The organism is Mesorhizobium sp. M7D.F.Ca.US.004.01.2.1 (assembly GCF_003997785.1).
Taxonomy (GTDB): Bacteria; Pseudomonadota; Alphaproteobacteria; order Rhizobiales; family Rhizobiaceae; genus Mesorhizobium; species Mesorhizobium loti.
Genome location: NZ_RZRQ01000122.1, coordinates 1 through 16573 on the forward strand (window position 1 = coordinate 1; position 16573 = coordinate 16573).

General features: G+C 62.3%; 13 protein-coding genes. 2 read left to right on the forward strand and 11 right to left on the reverse strand.

What is annotated here, in order from left to right:
- Nucleotides 1-124: 124 nt before the first annotated feature.
- The 11 genes from EN993_RS17900 to EN993_RS17950 form a co-directional block, all read right to left on the reverse strand.
- The gene (locus EN993_RS17900; RefSeq protein WP_164757700.1) at nucleotides 125-973 is read right to left on the reverse strand and encodes a DUF1194 domain-containing protein; all 849 of its coding nucleotides are present in this window, start codon (nucleotides 971-973) and stop codon (nucleotides 125-127) included.
- Nucleotides 974-1065: 92 nt separating this feature from the next.
- Nucleotides 1066-3627: an FAD-dependent oxidoreductase gene (locus tag EN993_RS17905; protein WP_127264448.1), complete on the reverse strand. Its 2562-nt coding sequence runs from the start codon at nucleotides 3625-3627 to the stop codon at nucleotides 1066-1068.
- A gap of 155 nt (nucleotides 3628-3782) precedes the next feature.
- Entirely contained in the window at nucleotides 3783-4541 is a 759-nt protein-coding gene (locus EN993_RS17910) for an FkbM family methyltransferase (RefSeq protein ID WP_127264449.1), read from the reverse strand.
- Nucleotides 4538-5770 carry a glycosyltransferase 87 family protein gene (locus tag EN993_RS17915; protein WP_127264450.1) on the reverse strand — a complete coding sequence of 411 codons (1233 nt, stop codon included), beginning with the start codon at nucleotides 5768-5770 and terminating at the stop codon, nucleotides 4538-4540. The genes EN993_RS17910 and EN993_RS17915 overlap by 4 nt, the downstream gene beginning before the upstream one ends.
- 24 nt (nucleotides 5771-5794) lie before the next feature.
- Nucleotides 5795-7225 (reverse strand): aspartate aminotransferase family protein, encoded by a 1431-nt coding sequence (locus tag EN993_RS17920; protein WP_245468887.1) that lies wholly within the window; start codon nucleotides 7223-7225, stop codon nucleotides 5795-5797.
- Between the two features lie 104 nt (nucleotides 7226-7329).
- Nucleotides 7330-8337 (reverse strand): NAD(P)-dependent oxidoreductase, encoded by a 1008-nt coding sequence (locus EN993_RS17925; RefSeq protein ID WP_127264452.1) that lies wholly within the window; start codon nucleotides 8335-8337, stop codon nucleotides 7330-7332.
- A complete protein-coding gene (locus EN993_RS17930; protein ID WP_109667844.1) occupies nucleotides 8334-8768 on the reverse strand; it encodes an EamA family transporter in 435 nt (144 codons plus the stop codon). The genes EN993_RS17925 and EN993_RS17930 overlap by 4 nt, the downstream gene beginning before the upstream one ends.
- 124 nt (nucleotides 8769-8892) lie before the next feature.
- Entirely contained in the window at nucleotides 8893-10245 is a 1353-nt protein-coding gene (locus tag EN993_RS17935; RefSeq protein ID WP_127264453.1) for an FAD-binding oxidoreductase, read from the reverse strand.
- A 2-nt stretch (nucleotides 10246-10247) separates the two neighbouring features.
- Nucleotides 10248-11681, reverse strand: coding sequence for a UbiA family prenyltransferase (locus EN993_RS17940; RefSeq protein WP_127264454.1), 1434 nt, complete (start codon nucleotides 11679-11681; stop codon nucleotides 10248-10250).
- Nucleotides 11682-11908: 227 nt separating this feature from the next.
- Nucleotides 11909-12172 (reverse strand): hypothetical protein, encoded by a 264-nt coding sequence (locus tag EN993_RS17945; RefSeq protein WP_056596396.1) that lies wholly within the window; start codon nucleotides 12170-12172, stop codon nucleotides 11909-11911.
- A 156-nt stretch (nucleotides 12173-12328) separates the two neighbouring features.
- Nucleotides 12329-14815 carry a mechanosensitive ion channel family protein gene (locus EN993_RS17950; RefSeq protein ID WP_126069414.1) on the reverse strand — a complete coding sequence of 829 codons (2487 nt, stop codon included), beginning with the start codon at nucleotides 14813-14815 and terminating at the stop codon, nucleotides 12329-12331.
- Between the two features lie 245 nt (nucleotides 14816-15060).
- On the opposite strand from EN993_RS17950, the gene EN993_RS17955 reads away from it, so the two are divergent.
- Both EN993_RS17955 and EN993_RS17960 read left to right on the forward strand, forming a co-directional pair.
- Nucleotides 15061-16320: a sarcosine oxidase subunit beta gene (locus tag EN993_RS17955; protein ID WP_127264455.1), complete on the forward strand. Its 1260-nt coding sequence runs from the start codon at nucleotides 15061-15063 to the stop codon at nucleotides 16318-16320.
- A gap of 69 nt (nucleotides 16321-16389) precedes the next feature.
- Nucleotides 16390-16573: sarcosine oxidase subunit delta (locus EN993_RS17960; RefSeq protein WP_206532383.1), on the forward strand; the 184-nt coding region annotated here is incomplete at its 3' end.

Sequence of the window (16573 nt, forward strand, 5' to 3'; positions counted from 1 at the left end):
TTTTGCCAATGCTTCGGCCGCCTAATGCATGTCGCCCAAAAGGGGCCCCGGTTTTGGGAGAACGACATGCATAAAAACAAAGAGCTAAAGCGCGTCGCCTGAATCCGTTCAAACGTGACGCGCTTTAGCGGCTGTCGAACATCCAGCTGCGGTTGCGCCACATTTTCTCGCCGACCAGGCAGTCGGTGGCGGGCCTGTCCTGCGCCAATACAACTGGCGGATGCGCGGCTTCTTCCGCCGCCCATTGCGGCGAGGCCGGACCGGCGAGTTCCAGCACCAGCTTGCGGCGGATGGCTTCGGGAAACTGCGTCCAATCGTTGACCGGGATCATGAAGGCTCCCGGACCACCAATGACGCAGTCGCTGTAGTAGCGATCGAGATTATTGACGTCGTAGGCGCCGGAAAAACCGCCTCGGGTCATCAGCGGCAGACCGTTGATGACGATGCCTTGCTTGATCAGCCCATCGCGGGTGAGGTTGACCGGCGCGCCCTGGTTGTTGGGACCGTCGCCCGAAATGTCGATGACCCGCTTCGTTCCCTGGTAGCCGCTTTCGGCGAACAGGTCGTTGCCGAACTCGAGCGCGCCGGAGATCGAGGTGCGTCGCGCGCTGTTGGGCGGCTGCGCGGACAATTGCGCAACCACGCGCTCCGCATCGGTGCGGCTGGCGATCACCGTCCACGGCACAATGACACGCTGCCAGGTGGTGCCGGCCCATTCGACATAGGTGACGGCGATCTTGCCATAGGCGCCATCGGCAATGGCCTGCAGCACATTGTCGTGCGTCAAGGCGGCTGCGTAGCCGTGACGCTGGATCTCGAGCTCCTCCGGCGACATCGACAGCGAAACGTCGACGGCCAGCACCAACTCGACATCGACAGGCTCATCCGCGAGGGACACTGGCGCCAGCCAGAGCGTCAGCGCGAACGCGGCGCAGCCTGAAAGGAAATGTCTTGCGCACACAAAAGCAGACATGCCGCAAGGGTAGGCGAAAACAGCGTGTTTAAAAAGAGAAAAGCCCGGCCGATGCCAGGCTTTTGCTTCGTGCCTTTTGCGCCTGCGAGCACTCAGCTGCGCGGCTTCAAATTCTCCGGATCATAGAGCGGCTTGTAGCCGACAGCGGCCACTTCGACGGGATAGGTTTCGCCAAAATACTCGATGGTGAGCTTGCGGCCTTCCTGCGCGTACGCCCACGGCAGATAGGCAAGGCCGATGTTCTTGCCTATGGTCGGGCCGTACGCCATCGATGTGGTGAAGGACCGGCGGCCGAGTTCGTCGACCAGCGTCTCGCCGGTCTTCGGGTCCATCACCGGCATGGTACCGACGGGATAACGGGCAACGCCTTTTGAATCGACGTTTTCGGTCATCACCAGCGTACACAGCATGGCCGGCTGGTGCTCGCGGGCACGGAACTCGACATGCCTGGCCTTGCCGCAAAAGTCGTTCTCTTTGACCTTCGGACGGGCGAGATCCGCTTCGAGCAGATTGTACTCGGTCAAAAGGTCGGCGTTCTGCAGCCGCAGGCTCTTTTCCATGCGGCGCGTGTTGGCATAGGTCTCGACGCCGAAGGGCATGACGCCGGTCGAGCGCAAGGCATCCCAGACGGCCAGGCCGTCCTCGTAGCGCATGTGCAGCTCCCAGCCCTGCTCGCCGACATAGGAGATGCGGAAAGCAGTGACGTCCTTGCCGCCGATCCTGACCGGCTTGATCGCCGCGAACGGGAAGTTCTCGAGCGAAAGACCGTCCGGATTCTCGACCACCTTCTGCAAGGTCGCTCGGGCGTTCGGCCCCCAGATGCCGACGGTGACATACTTCTCGGTCACGTCGGTGATGGTGACATCAAAACCTTTGTCCTGCGCCGTGCGGCGCATGTACTGGAAGTCGCGTGGGCCGGCGTCCGCCCCGTCGATCAAACGACAGTGGTCGGCCATGCGGATGACGGTAAAGTCGGCGCGCACCATGCCTTCCTCGTCGAGGAAGTGGGTGTAGATGCCCTTGCCGATGTTGTTGTCGCCGCCGATCTTGGCCGCGCACAGCCATTCCAGCAGCGCGACATGGTCGGGACCTTCGATGTCGTACATGGCGAAATGCGACAGGTTGACGATGCCGCAATCCTCGCTCATGGCGAGATGTTCGGCATTGGAGACGCGCCAGAAATGGCGGTTGTCCCACTCGTTCTCACGCGCGGGCACCCGGTTGCCGTATTTCTCCAAGAGGTGCTCGTTGGCGGCGTAGCCATGGGCACGCTCCCAGCCGCCCAGCTCCATGAAATAGCCCCCGAGTTCCTTCTCGCGCTCCCAGAACGGCGAGCGCCGGATGTTGCGGGCTTTGGAGAAGGGTTCGCGCGGATGCACCGCCGGATTATAGACCTTCATCGCCGTCTCGGTGCAGCGATCCCAGATGAACTGCTCCTTCGTCTGGTGCGGATAGAAGCGCGCATAGTCGATGGCGTGATGATCGATCGCGGTGCGGCCGTCGGTCATCCAGTCGGCGATGAGCTTGCCCATGCCCGGGCCATCCTTGACCCAGATGGCGACGGCATACCACAGGCCTCGCACCTTCTGGCTTTCGCCCATCGACGGGCCGCCGTCGGCCGTCACCTGCAGCAAGCCGTTGAAGGAATGGCTTTCATTATAGCCGAGTTCGCCGAGGATCGGCGTCAGTTCCATGGCACGTTCGAGCGGCGCCAGGATCTGCTCCATGTCGAGATCGCGCTGCGAAGGCGAAAGCCGCGCCTGGTCCTTCTCCAAGAGGTCGCGCGGATGGCAAAGGCGCGGATTGGTCTCTTCATAATAACCCCATTCGATCTGCCCGCCCTCGGCGGTCTTGGGGTCGCCTGTGTCGCGCATATAGGCCGAGTTGCCCTGGTCGCGCAGCAGCGGCCAGCCGATCTCCTTGCCGGTGCCGGCGAACTCATTGTAGGGGCCAAAGAAGGTCAGCGGATGGTCGATCGGCATGACCGGCAGGTCTTCGCCGACCATCTCCGCGATCAGCCGGCCCCAAATGCCGGTGCAGACGACGACATAGTCTGCCTCGATGGTGCCGCGATCGGTCACCACGCCGGTGATACGGCCGTCCTTGACGACGAGCGACCTGGCCGATGTGTTGGCGAAGGATTTGAGCTTGCCCGAGGCTTCCGCCTGGTCGACCAGCTTGCCGGCGACGGTCTGCGAGCGCGGAATGACGAGACCAGCATCGGGATCCCACAGGCCGCCCTGCACCATCGTTTCTTCGATCAGCGGAAATTTTTCCTTGATCTCTGCCGGTTCGATCAGCCGGGCGCGCGTGCCAAACGCCTTGGCCGAGGCGATCTTGCGCTTGATCTCTTCCATGCGGCTGTCGTCGCCGACGCGCGCGACTTCGAGGCCGCCTATGCGCGCGTAGTGGCCCATCTTTTCGTAGAAATCGATGGAGTAGAGCGTCGTCCAGCACGACAGGAAATCATGGCTGGTCGTGTAGCAGAAGTCGGAGGCGTGCGCGGTCGAGCCGATATCGGTCGGGATGCCTGATTTGTCGATGCCGACGATATCGTCCCAGCCACGTTCGATCAGATGATGCGCGATCGATGCGCCCACAATACCGCCCAGGCCGACGATGACGACCTTCGCCTTTTTCGGAAACTCTGCCATTGCCCGCGACTCCAAAGTGATAAAGCGGGCGGACTATAGGGCCGAGCGGCAGGACGATTGAAGCCTGTTTGCGACATTGGCAAAAAGCCGAGCGACCAGACGGCCGAATGGTTCACACCGGGCGCCTTGTGCGGCTCTCTTTTCGCTGGATCAGCTCAGGCGAAGGCCCAGACGTCCTCGGCCTGGAAGCCGACCTGGTAGCCCGCCGTCTTCAGCTTGACCACGACCTGGCCGATCTCCGGGGCGGGCAGCGCGCCGACCTCGACCTTGATCATGCCGGGGCGGTAGCGCTTGAGGTCGAGCTGTTCGAAGACGATCCAGTCGGCGCCCTCGCAATCGACGAGGAAGGCGTCGATATGGGTGATGCCGTTGCGATCGAGCAGCGTCTGCAGGGTCTCGGATGGCACCTCGATGTCCCTGAGATGTGGTGCGAACTTGTTGAAATTGGTGTCGGCCTCGCCCCAGGCATTCTTGCCCGACATCAGATTGGTGTCGGTGACCGACGAGCAGCCGATGAACTCGATCGGCAGCGTGCCGGCCTCGAGTGCGGCGGCATCGAAGGTATGGACGGTGATCGTGCCCTTGGCCTTTGTCACCGCCACCGGCTCGATGACGAACCGGCTGGTGTCGGGGTAGTTAGCGCGCAGTCGTTTCTGATTGTACGGGATCGGCTCGACCAGCATGGCGCGTGCGCCAGCTATGCGGTGCAGCCACGGCGTCACATCGTCGAACAGTGCGCCGTCGCAGGCGCCGACATTGACCATCTGGAACGGTCGCCCTGCCCCACCAAAGCGCGCCTTCAGCGCCGCCTTGGCCAGGAACTTCGTGCCGCGCAGCGACGGGCCGCGATCGAGAACCCCCTTCGGAAGACCAAGCGACAGGGCAATGCGCGCCAGGCTGGATAGCGACCTCATGACTTGTCTCCGGGAATGATTTGCATGGCGGCGCGATTCTGGCCGCGAGCCACGGCTGCCCACAGCGCCATGAACGGCGTCGCCAGCAACAGGAATGGCGGGATCAGATGGGGGAAATAGATGCGGGTGTCGTGGATCGGGAAGACGGTGAACTTCGCCAGCGCACCGAGCACCAGTGCCGCAAACAGGATGCCGGCGCGGCGATCGAGGCGGAAGCCGGCGCGGGCGGCGGCAAACCAGCCGGCCAGTGCCAGCACCGACACACCGACCCAGCTGTTCAGGCTGACGGCGCGCAGCAGCGAGGTGGCGAAGGCCCTGAGATAGGCGACCACCGAGAATGGCGGCTCGAACCCGTCCATATTGTAGTGCTGTTCGATGCTGGAGAACCACAGATGTGGCCACCAGCCGGGATGATGGGCCCAGTGCGAAATGGCGAAATAGGCAACGAAGGAAGCGGCAAAACCGGCCAACGCACCCCATGCCCTCTGCCGGTACGCGACCAGCAGCACAGCAAACACAGCGAGGAAAACAATATTGTCCGGCCGCACCATGAAGGCGAGAAAGAGCAGGATCGCCGTCGCCACCTCGCGGCCGCGGACATAGGCGTAGATCCCGCCAAGCAACAGCGCTGAAGTGAGCAGATCCGGCGTCGAGGCACGAGCCGCATCGCCGAAATCAGCCATGATCAGCACCGCACCGATCAAAGGCGCCAAGGCCAGCGCTCCCTCGGAGCGCAGCCACATCAGGGCGATCGCGCCGAACAGCAGCACGGAAAACACCTGTAACAGGCGCATCGCCTCGACCGGCGACATCACCGCGCTCATCGTCGACAGAATCTCGGCATAAAGGAACTTGATCCGGTACATCCCGAGCAGAGAACGGAAGTCGGCGGCATTCTCCGTCATGTGGCTGCGGAAGCGGCTGCCATCATCGGTCAGCGCCTTGTAGTCGCTAGCTGAAACGCCTGATTTGACGGTGTTGTAGGCATAGTCGTGCAGCGCCTGGGCATCGGGATAGGTGCCTTCCTCTCCTATGGCGAGATAGGGCAGCATGTCCCAGTTGGCGTCTGGCATCACCCAGGCGGTGAACGCTGTAAAGAAGATGTAGAGCGCGAAGGCCGCCGCACCGATCGGTGCTGCCAACCGCGCATAGGTCCCCTCGCCCCACGCCAGACCGGCCGCGGTGAGCCGGTCGAGTGGGTTGTTCGGTGCGGGCGACCTGGTCAGCATTGTCGAGCTCAGCGAACTTCGTTTCTAACGGACTTGGCTTTTGACGAAATCCTTCACGATCGACACGATGCCGCGCGACAGCAGACTGTCGAAGGCATCGACGAAGCGGTCGACATGCTCGCGCTGGCAGATCAGCGGCGGTTCGAGCCGGATGACGTTGCGGTTGTACTCGGTGAAGGCGACGAGCACGTCATAATCGCGCAACAGCAGCGCGCCGACGAAGCCAGACAACGAGCCCTTCAGCTTGTCGTCGAGCACGCTGACGATCGGCCGCAGCACCATCGGCAAGGTCTGCGAGAAGTCGTGGAACTCCAGGCCGATCATAAAACCCTTGCCGCGCACATCCTTGATGATCTTCGGGTATTTTTCCCTAAGCGCCTGCAGCCGCTGCAACAGATAGTCGCCAGTGACGGCGGCATTGTCGATCAACCCCTCATCATAGAGCACGTTGAGCCCCTCGATCGCGGTGACGCAGGCTTCGCCCATGCCGCCGAAGGTCGCCATGGCATGGATCATCGCCGTCTTCGGCGTGCCATAGGCCTTCATATAGACCTCGCGCCTGGCAATCATCGCACCCACAGCCGCCTTGCCGGCGCCGAGCGACTTGGCCAGCGCGGTCACATCCGGAATGACGCCGTAATGTTCGAAGGCATAGAAGCGGCCCGAGCGGCCATAGCCGCACTGCACTTCGTCTGCGACCCACAGCACGCCGTACTGGTCGCACAGCGCGCGCAGCTTCTGCCAATATTCGGCGGGCGCCTGGATGATGCCGCCGCCGCCCTGGATGGTTTCGAGCACGATGACGCCGACCTCCGGGTCGGAGCGGAACAGGCGCTCGACCGCCTCGATGTCGGCGAACGGAATGCGGACGGTGTTATCGGCCATCTTGAAGTCGGCGCGATAAAGCTGGCCGTCGGTGATGCCCAGCACACCCTTGGTCTTGCCGTGGAAGGAATTCTCGGCATAGACGATCTTCGGCCGCTTTGGGCCGGCGGCGCGCTCGGCGAGCTTCACCGCCGCTTCCATGGCTTCCGAGCCGGACGAGCCCAAAAACACCATGTCGAGATCGCCGGGCGAGCACTTGGCGATGTTGTGCGCCAGTGCTGCCGCATATTGCGACATGAAGGCGATGGCGATTTCCTGGCGCTTCTCCTCCTGGAATTTCTTGCGTGCTTCCAGAATGCGCGGATGGTTGTGGCCGAAGGCCAGCGAACCGAAGCCACCGAAGAAATCGAGGATCTTGCGGCCGTTCTGGTCGATGTAGAACATGCCTTCGGCGCGCTCGATCTTGATCTTGTGGAAGCCGAGCAGCTTCATGAAATGCAGCTGGCCGGGGTTGAGATGCGCCTTGAACAGGTCGGTCATACGGGCGACATCCATCGCCTTGGCCTGCTCGACGCTGATCAGGTCGGGTTTGGCGATGGTGGCGGGCGACAACGACGGCGCGCTGACCATGGTGCGCACATTGGTCTGTTCGGGCTTGGCCATGACGGTCATTTCAATCTCCTGTCTGCACGCACGACCAGGATCGGGCGCTACGAAAGCTGTTTTGCGAGCCGCTATTCGGCGGGCACATGTTTGATGGCGACAGCGTGACCGGCCTTCTTGGCGCGGTACTCGCTGTAGGCGGCGATCAGCATGTCCTCGTCGCGATATTGCGGCACCCAGCCGAGCTGACGCCCGGCCTTCGACACGTCGAGCACGCACTCCTCGTCGGCGATCAGATATTGCTCCGGGTCCATGATCGGCATGTTCATCAGGTCGAGCAGGTCGAGCGTGCGCTTGACCGCCCAGCCCGGTGTCGGGATCAGGATCGATTTCGAGCCGGCGTGCCTGATCAGGTCGCCGAGCAGCTTCTTCACCGGCGGCGGGTTGAGCGAACCCAAATTATAGGCCTCATTGGGCACACCGGCTTTCCAAGCCGCGCGGGCAGCTTCCGCACAATCGAAAACAGAAATGAACTGATAGGGGTTCCTGCCCGAACCGATCATCGGCACCGGCAAACTCCAGTCGATCAGCTTGAACAGTTTTTCCAGGATGCCGAGCCGGCCGGGACCGATGATCAGCCGTGGACGGAACAGCGAGATCGACATGCCGCGCTTGCGCCATTCGGCCGCCAGCTCCTCGGTCTTCTGCTTCGACCAGCCATATTCGCCAAGCGGCGCGACCGGATGTTCTTCGGTCATCGGCTGGGTGACCGTGTGGCCGTAGATCATATCGGTCGTGTAGTGGACGAGCTTGGCTGCGCCGGCTCTGTCCATGGCCTGCATGATGTGCTCGGTGCCATGGAAATTCACCGGAAAGAAGAAATCGTGCCGCTTTGCGCGCACCTGGATCGGCGACAGCATCTTGGCCGACAGATTGTAGATCATGTCGTCGGCCTTGAGCCCAACCGAAGCGACCGACGCCGGATCGGTGACGTCGCATTGGATAAAGCGGACGCTACGGTAATGCGGCAGGTCGCTCTTGACGATGTCAGCGACGACAACCTCTTCACCATCGGCCACAAGCTTCGGGGCAAGGTGGCAGCCGACGAAACCGTCGCCGCCGAAAATCACATGTCTCATCGAACGATCTCGTTTGCTTGGATCTTGTCGGGCGTGATGGAAGCCGCCTGGTCCTCACGCTCTCGCCCGCTCTGCGCGATCAGCACCGTGCCGACGCAGATGAAGGCGATGCCGGCGATGCGCCAGCCATTGAGATCCTCGCGGAAGACGAAATAGGCGAAGATGGCGACGGCGACATAGGCGAGGCTGAGGAACGGATAGGCGAAGGAAAGCTCGACCTTGGACAGCACATAGAGATGCGAGGCCATCGAGATGACAAAGGTGCAGAGGCCCAGGAACACCCACGGGCTGAAGACGATCTGCAACAGCTTGACCAGCGGATTGACGCCCTCGAACGAGATCGGCCCGAGCGACATCATGCCTTGCTTCAGCATCAGCTGCGCGGCGGCATTGGTCATGACCGTAAAGAGAATGAAGACGATGTATTTCATGTGTTCTAAGCCACCCCTTCACGCTTCCTATTACAAACCCGCAAACATTTAGTGAAGCCACAAGAATGTTTTGAGTGAATCGTGGATTTAACGATTCGGTAACCAAGAATTACTCGAGTTTTATCTATTCCGCCGCCTCGACCACACCTCGCCGCGTGTCCAGCTTCCTTGCCGTCCGCGCCCAGAAGTCGGACATGAAGGCAGGATCGCGAAGCGCCTCCAGCCGCGGCCATTCGGGAAAGGACGAAGCGAAGATGTCGGCGCCCATGCGGGCGTCCTTGTAGGGGTTGACCGCGCCGCCCGCCTCGACCGTGATGCGATCGAGGTCCCGCAACAAGACGAGCGTCGCAGCCCCCCTGTTGGGGAAATCCAGCGTCAGCGTGTAGCCGGGGCGCGGGAACGAGAGCAGCGCCGGCGAGCGGATGGAGCCGAAGCGTTTCAGCACGGTGAGGAACGAGCCCTGCCCGGCTTGCCTTGCAGCCGCCAGCAGTGCCGGCACGGCGTCGCGCGCCGCCTCTTCCGGCACCACGCTCTGGTGCTGGAAAAGCCCTTTCGGCCCGTAAAGCCGGTTCCAGTCGCGCACGCCGTCGAGCGGAAAGAAGAAGCCCTGGTAGCCGGTCTGGCGCGGCGCCGTCGAGCGCCCCTTCTTCCACCTGTAAGCGGCGTTGAAGGTGGTCAGGAACGGCCGATTGAGCACATTGAACGGCGGCTGGACCGGCACCGAGAGATTGCCGCCGGCACGCGAGGCGGCATGCGAGCCGTGCTCGGCGTGATTGCCTGACAACAGCAACCCGCGACCGCTGTTGCGACCGCCGGCAAGCTGGTCGATCCAGGCAACGGCGTATTCATTGGCCTGATCGGCAGCCTCGGCCAGGCCGAAAAATTCGCCGAGGTCGCGAAACGGCGTCGTCTTCTCGACGATGTCGAGGGAAGGAACCCGCATCAGCCGGATCGAGGCCGACAGGATGAGACCGGTCAGCCCCATGCCACCGATCGTCGCCGCAAACAGCCGCGCATTGCCCGATGCCGAGCAGCGGTGGGTCTTTCCGTCGGACCTGAGCAGCGTGAAGGTCTCGACATGGCAGCCGAAGGTGCCGCGCCGGTGATGGTTCTTGCCATGCACGTCATTGGCGATGGCGCCGCCGAGCGTGACGAATTGGGTGCCTGGCACAACCGCCGGGAAGAAGCCGTAAGGGGCAGCGTGGGCGATGATGTCGGATAACAGCACGCCGGCATCCGCCTCGAGAACACCGGTTTCGGCGTTGAAGGAGCGGATCCGGTTCTGCGATCGCATATCGACGACCGCGCCGGCCTGGTTCTGGCAGGAATCGCCGTAGGAGCGGCCATTGCCATAGGCAAGCAAAGACGCTGGCTTCGCCTGACCGCCCTTCAGCAGCGCGATCCCCTCATCGGCACCGATGGCGCGTGGCGCCGACGGTGTGGCAAGGCCAAAGCTCGGGAACCGCTCCGTGGCCATGCCTACCAGCCCCCGATGACCAGCATCACCGCGCCGATCAGCACTACGATCTGGCTGCGCCAGTCGCGGATGATGAAGACGACCGGATCGTCATGCATCTCGTTGCGGCGTGCCAGGATCCAGACGCGCATGGTGAGATAAAGCACAATCGGCGCCAGCGGCCAGATCAGCCACGGATGCGGATAAAGCTCGCGCACCGCGACACTATCCATGTAGAGCGCCAGAACCAGCGCCGAGGAGAAGGCCGAGGCCATGCCGGCCTGGGCGACGATCTCCTGGTCTTCGGTGCGATAGCCGCGCCCGGCAATGCGCTCCCCAGGCGGAATGACGGTGGTGCGCAGTTCGACAAAGCGCTTCACCAGCGCCAGCGACAGGAAGAAGAAGATCGAGAAGGCAAGCAGCCAGAACGAGACATCGACGCCGGTCGCCGCCGCACCGGCCAGAACGCGAATGGTATAGAGACCGGCGAGCGTCAGCACGTCGACCAGCAGCATGCGCTTGAACGACAGCGAATAGGCCGTGGTGACGACCATGTAGCCGCCGAGCACAGCCAGGAATTCGGGCGGCAGAAACAGCCCCGTGCCGATGCCGATCGCCAAAAGCACCGCGATCGCGCCAAGCCCGAACGGGATCGATAGCGCACCGCTGGCGAACGGCCTGTTGCGCTTGGTGAGGTGCTTGCGGTCGAGCGCAAGGTCGAAGAAATCGTTGAGGATGTAGATGGCCGAGGCCACCGCGCTGAACGAGACGAATGCCAGCAGGCATTCCCAGATCATGTCCCAATTGAAGTATTCGTGCGAGAGCACCATCGGCACGGCGATCAGCGAGTTCTTCAGCCACTGATGCACGCGCAGCATCTTGACGATGGTCCGCAAATTCGGCTTCGGCGCCGGCATCGTCTCGGCGCCATGTGCTGCTTGCCAGCGCGCGGCATGACGGTCGGGTGCGACGACAATGGCGTTGCGCGCGGCGTCGAAGACCTGGAGATCATGGCGACTGTTGCCGGCGTAGTCGAAGCCGCCATCGCCATAGGCCGCGATCAGCGAGGCGCGCTTCCTGCCCGAGGTGAGATTGGCGAGACCGTCGGTGGCCAGCACCCGGTCGAATATGCCGAGATGGCTAGCGATTGCGTCTGCGAACTTGCGCGGCGTGCCGGTCGCCAGCACGATCTTGCGACCCTCGGCGTGCTCGGTCCGGAGGCGGCAAAGCAGCGCCTCGCGATAGGGCAGCGATGCCGGATCGATGTCGATGCGCTGCGCGATCGCCTGCTTCAGCCGCGCCGGCCCGCCGGCGGCCCAGAAAGGCACGAGGAAGATATAGAGCGGGTTCTTCTTGAGAAGGATGAACAGCCCTTCCCACAACAGGTCGGTCGCGATCAGCGTGCCATCGAGATCGACCGCAAGCGGTATTGCGTTCCTGTCCGACCGCGCATCCATGTCCGTCCTGCCCTGCCAGCGTATGATCCGGGAAACCGGAATCCCGTTGCGCGCCGCTTTTCGGCGTCTTGATGCTGGTATAGCGGGGGATGGCGTAGCGAACGTTAAAACGCCCGGTTGTAGGCGGCTGCCACCGCGGTATTTCCGGCGTCGTTGTTAAACAATCGCTACCGGAAACGATAAAAGGCCGAGCAAATTGCCCGGCCTTTCCAATCGTGCCGTCGGAATTACTTGATGCGGGCGACGCCGCCCGAGATTTCGACGGTTTCCGAACCGGTCAGGGCTTCGAGGTCGCCGTTCGGCAAGGTGACGAAACAGCCATTCGGGCAGAACTCAACCGTTTCGCCTCCGGCCAGCGCGAGGTCGGTCTTGCTGCCGCCCTCGGTCACGACCAGCGTGCGGGTCTCGGCGTCCTTGTTGACCGCGCTCGCGGCATGGGCCGAGCCGATGGCGGCGACCAGGGCGACGGCAGCGACGAGAGACTTCCACATGGTGCAATATCGGTGTTCCCACCGCCTCTGTTGCATTTCGCAAGGCATTTTCGCCTTTGCATGGGAGCTTATATGAGATGGAAGCTGAACCGCAACTGAATGCCGCATTCATGCCGCAATTGGTTTTCGGCGGGATTGCGGCCACAGATCCTGGGCCTAGTCCGGATCGGGTTTCTTGGTCTTGCGGGACTTGGCCAGTCGCTTCTTCTCCGCCTCGGCTTCGGCCTTCACCTGTTCCTGTTCGGCGAAGTCGGCCTCGATCTTGTCGTCGTCGGTCGGCCAGGCCTTGGGCTTGTGGATCTCGACGACGGCGCGCGGCGTCGAGGGAATTTCGATGTGCTCGCCGCTGAACCTTTCGAGCACGGCAAAACGGATGTCGTTTTGCGCGATGTTGCCGTTCATCACGTCGGCCAGGAACACGCGGATCTCGAACTCGAGCGCTGCTGTGCCGAAATTGGAAAACAGCACGAAGGGTTCGGGGTTCTTCAGCACCAGCGGGTGGCTGCGTGCGATCTCCAGCAGGATGGCATGAACCTGCTTGACGTCGCTGCCATAGGCGACGCCGACCTTGATGTCGACGCGGCCGAGCTTGTTGCGGTGCGTCCAGTTGCCGACGGCGTTGTTGATCAGGTTCGAATTGGGCAGAATCACCGACTGCCGCTGGAAGGTCTCGATCTCGGTGGCGCGCACGCTGATCTTCTTGACCGTTCCGCTGACATCGCCGGCGACGATCCAGTCGCCGACCTTGAACGGCCGCTCGGCCAAAAGGATCAGGCCGGAGACGAAATTGGACACCACATTCTGCAGGCCAAAACCGATACCGAGGGAAAGAGCACCGGCGACCAGAGCAAGACTGGACAGGTCGATGCCCGCCGCCGAGATGCCGACGAGGGCCGCAAGCGCGACGCCGGCATAGCCGACCGCCAGCCGGATCGAATTGCGCACCCCGGTATCGACCTTGCCGCGCGCCATCACCGAACCGTCGAGCCAGCCCTGGAACCAGCGCGTCAGGAAATAGCCGATGACGAAGACGACGATGCCCGAAAGGATGCCGGTGACCGAAATCGTCACCGAGCCGATATTGATCCCGGTTGCTAGCTTGTAGGCCCAGGCCTCGATGTCGCCAGGCTGGAAGCCCCACATCAGCAGGATCAACGGCAGGAACACCAGAACGATCATCACATTGATAGCGACGCTGACGACAAGGCCGAGCTGGTCGAGCGCGGTGTCCTCGTAGCTAGAATTGGCCGACAGCCAGCGCCCGACGGAGGTGTTGGCGAAAGCGCCCTCCTCGCCGATCGCCCGCGCCGACAGGAAGCCGATATAGGCGGTGATCAAGACGGTGCCCGTGACGACGACCTGCGAAGAGACAAACAGGCCAAGACCGATATAGCCGAGCAGTGCGGCGACTATGGTGAACAGGCCAAGCGCAAGTGATGTATATCGCAGCCACGCCGGCCACGGCCGCCAGCTTCCGTCACGCGCTTTGAAAGGCCTCAGCATCGCCATCAGGATCAGGATGACGCCGACGATGATGGTGGCGCCGAAACTGCGGGCGATGGTCAGCGAAAGCGGCGAGCCCATCTTGTCGTTAACGATCGACAGGAAATAGTTGAAGCCGATGACCACCGCCATGGCGGTCGTCAACCGCACCAGCCAGCGCGCCGGCCCCGTTTCGACCGGTATAAGGCGCCAGTTCGGCAGTCGCGGCGACAGTGCTGCATTGGTCAGCCGGTTAACGCAGAACACAACCCCGATGACGGCCGCCAGCGCATTGAGGAACAGACCAATGTCGCCCCGCAAAACATTGTAATAATTGAAAAAGAAGATGGTCGAGCCGAGAAAGGCGCCGACCGCCAGCGTCGGCAGTAATGTCGACCAGAAGGCCACCGACAGGCGGCTGAGATAGGACGGGTCTTCATTGGTGGGGTCGGCCTCGAACACGCGCCCGAACAGGCGCCTGCCGCCAACCAGCAGCACCAGTGCCAGCCCGAGCGCCACGAAGGTTGCCGCCAGGATAGCCTGGAACTTGAACTTGAAGGCGAAGCTCAGCCAGGACGACACCGCCTTGTAGAAATTGCCGAATTCATCCCTGGCGTCGGAGAACACCTGCGGGCTCAGTGCATCGGACAGCACGTAGCGCTTGGTCAAAAGGTTACGGAACAGCTCGCTGCGCATGTTGCCGATCTTGTCGATCAGCCCGCTGATGCGGATAGAGAGCGTTTGCGCCACGGCGATGACCGAGTTGATTTCCGCCTTTTCCGACACCAGCGCCTGGCGTTCGCCGCTGACGATGTCAGGCTCCGGCGGCTGGCCGGCGGCGGGCGCAGCGCCAAGCTGCTCGAGCCGGCTGTTGATCTCGCCAAGGCGTGTGCGGAAGGCCAGCGCGCTGTTCAGCGATTGGTGTGACAGTTCCTCCAACTGCAAGCGGATATCGACGAGGCTGCCGTCGTCCTCGGCGTCCTGCTGGATCTGCTTCTCGAAATTGTCGGTCTTGGTCGTCAGGCTCTGCAGGATCTTCTGCTGGTCGGCGACCAGTCCGGCAGGCGCCTGGCCAAGCCCTTGTGCCACCGCATCGAACGACGGCGGCGCCGATACGACAAGCGTGAGGATCAAAATGAGACGAAGCAATCGGAAAAGCATGACTTGTTGGCGACTCATGGACGGCAAAGGCAATTTGAAAGCCTGTCCTTGATAAAGACGGCCATATCATGGGGCAAGCCGTCGCATCGATCACTCACCCCGGCCTGATCGGCGGCTCATCCGATCATTGTCCCTGTTGATCCCTGAGCAATGCGTCGGCCAGTCGAAAGGCAATGGCGCAATATTGGCTTTGCGGATGCGGCCTGCTCTATAGTCTGCCGCATCGCCCGAACCGGATGACATCAATGGCAGAGTACTCGGCCTTTTCGCTGCTCGCGAACGCGCTCAAGGGAAACAAGGACTGGAAACCAGCCTGGCGCAAGCCGGATCCGAAGGCGTCCTATGATGTCATCATTATCGGCGGCGGCGGCCACGGTCTGGCCACCGCCTACTATCTCGCCAAGGAACATGGCATCACCAATGTCGCGGTTGTGGAAAAGGGCTGGCTCGGCTCCGGCAATGTCGGCCGCAACACCACGGCCGTGCGCTCGAACTATCTGCTGCCGGCCAACACCCGCTTCTACGAACATTCGATGAAACTGTGGGAGAACCTGTCGCACGAGCTCAACTACAACGTCATGTTCTCGCAACGCGGCTGCCTGAACCTGGCGCACACCCCGGCCCAGTTCGACGACTACGCCAGGCGCGGCAACGCCATGCGCCATCTCGGCGTCGACGCCGAACTGATGACGAAGGCTGAGATCAAACGCCTGATCCCGGCGCTCGATATCTCTGATGATGCACGCTTCCCCGTGGTCGGCGGCCTGATGCAACGGCGCGCCGGCACCGCCCGTCACGATGCGGTGGCCTGGGGCTATGCGCGCGGCGCCGATCGCCGCGGCGTCGACATCATCGAGAATTGCGAGGTCACCGGCTTCCTGCGCGACGGCGACCGCATCACCGGCGTGTCCACCTCGCGTGGCGACATCCGCGCCAAGAAGGTGGCGGTTGCGGTCGCCGGCAGCACCGGACGCGTCATGCAGCTGGCCGGCATCGAGACGATGCCGATCGAGAGCCATGTGCTGCAAGCCTTCGTCACCGAATCGCTGAAACCCTTCATCGACACGGTCGTGACCTTCGGCATGGGCCATTTCTACATGTCGCAGTCAGACAAGGGCGGTCTCATCTATGGCGGCGACATCGACGGCTACAATAGCTACGCCCAGCGCGGCAATTTGCCTGTTGTGGACGAGGTGATGAGCGAGATGCTGGCGCTGTTTCCGGGCCTTGCCCGCGTGCGCATGCTGCGCTCCTGGGGCGGTGTTTGCGATATGTCGATGGACGGCTCGCCGATCATCACCACCGGTCCCCTGCCCGGCATGTATCTCAACTGCGGCTGGTGCTATGGCGGCTTCAAGGCGACGCCGGCTTCCGGCTGGTGCTTTGCCTGGACCATCGCCAAGGACCAACCGCACGGCCTCAACGCCCCCTTCACGCTCGACCGCTTCCACCGCGGCCTGGTGATCGACGACAAGGGCCAGGGTGCAAACCCCAGGCTGCATTAGACCTTGATCCGGAAAAGTGGATGCCGGTTTTCCGATAAGATCATGGTCAAACAAGAAGAATAGAATCCAATGTTGATCACTTGCCCCTATTGCGGCCCGCGCGACGTCATCGAGTTCACCTATCAAGGTGACGGCAACCGTGAGCGTCCCGACCCCGCCTCGCAGAATTTCGAGGCGTGGAACGCTTATGTCTACGACCGGCTTAACCCGGCCGGCGATCACAACCAGATCTTGCAGCATTTCGGCGCTTTCC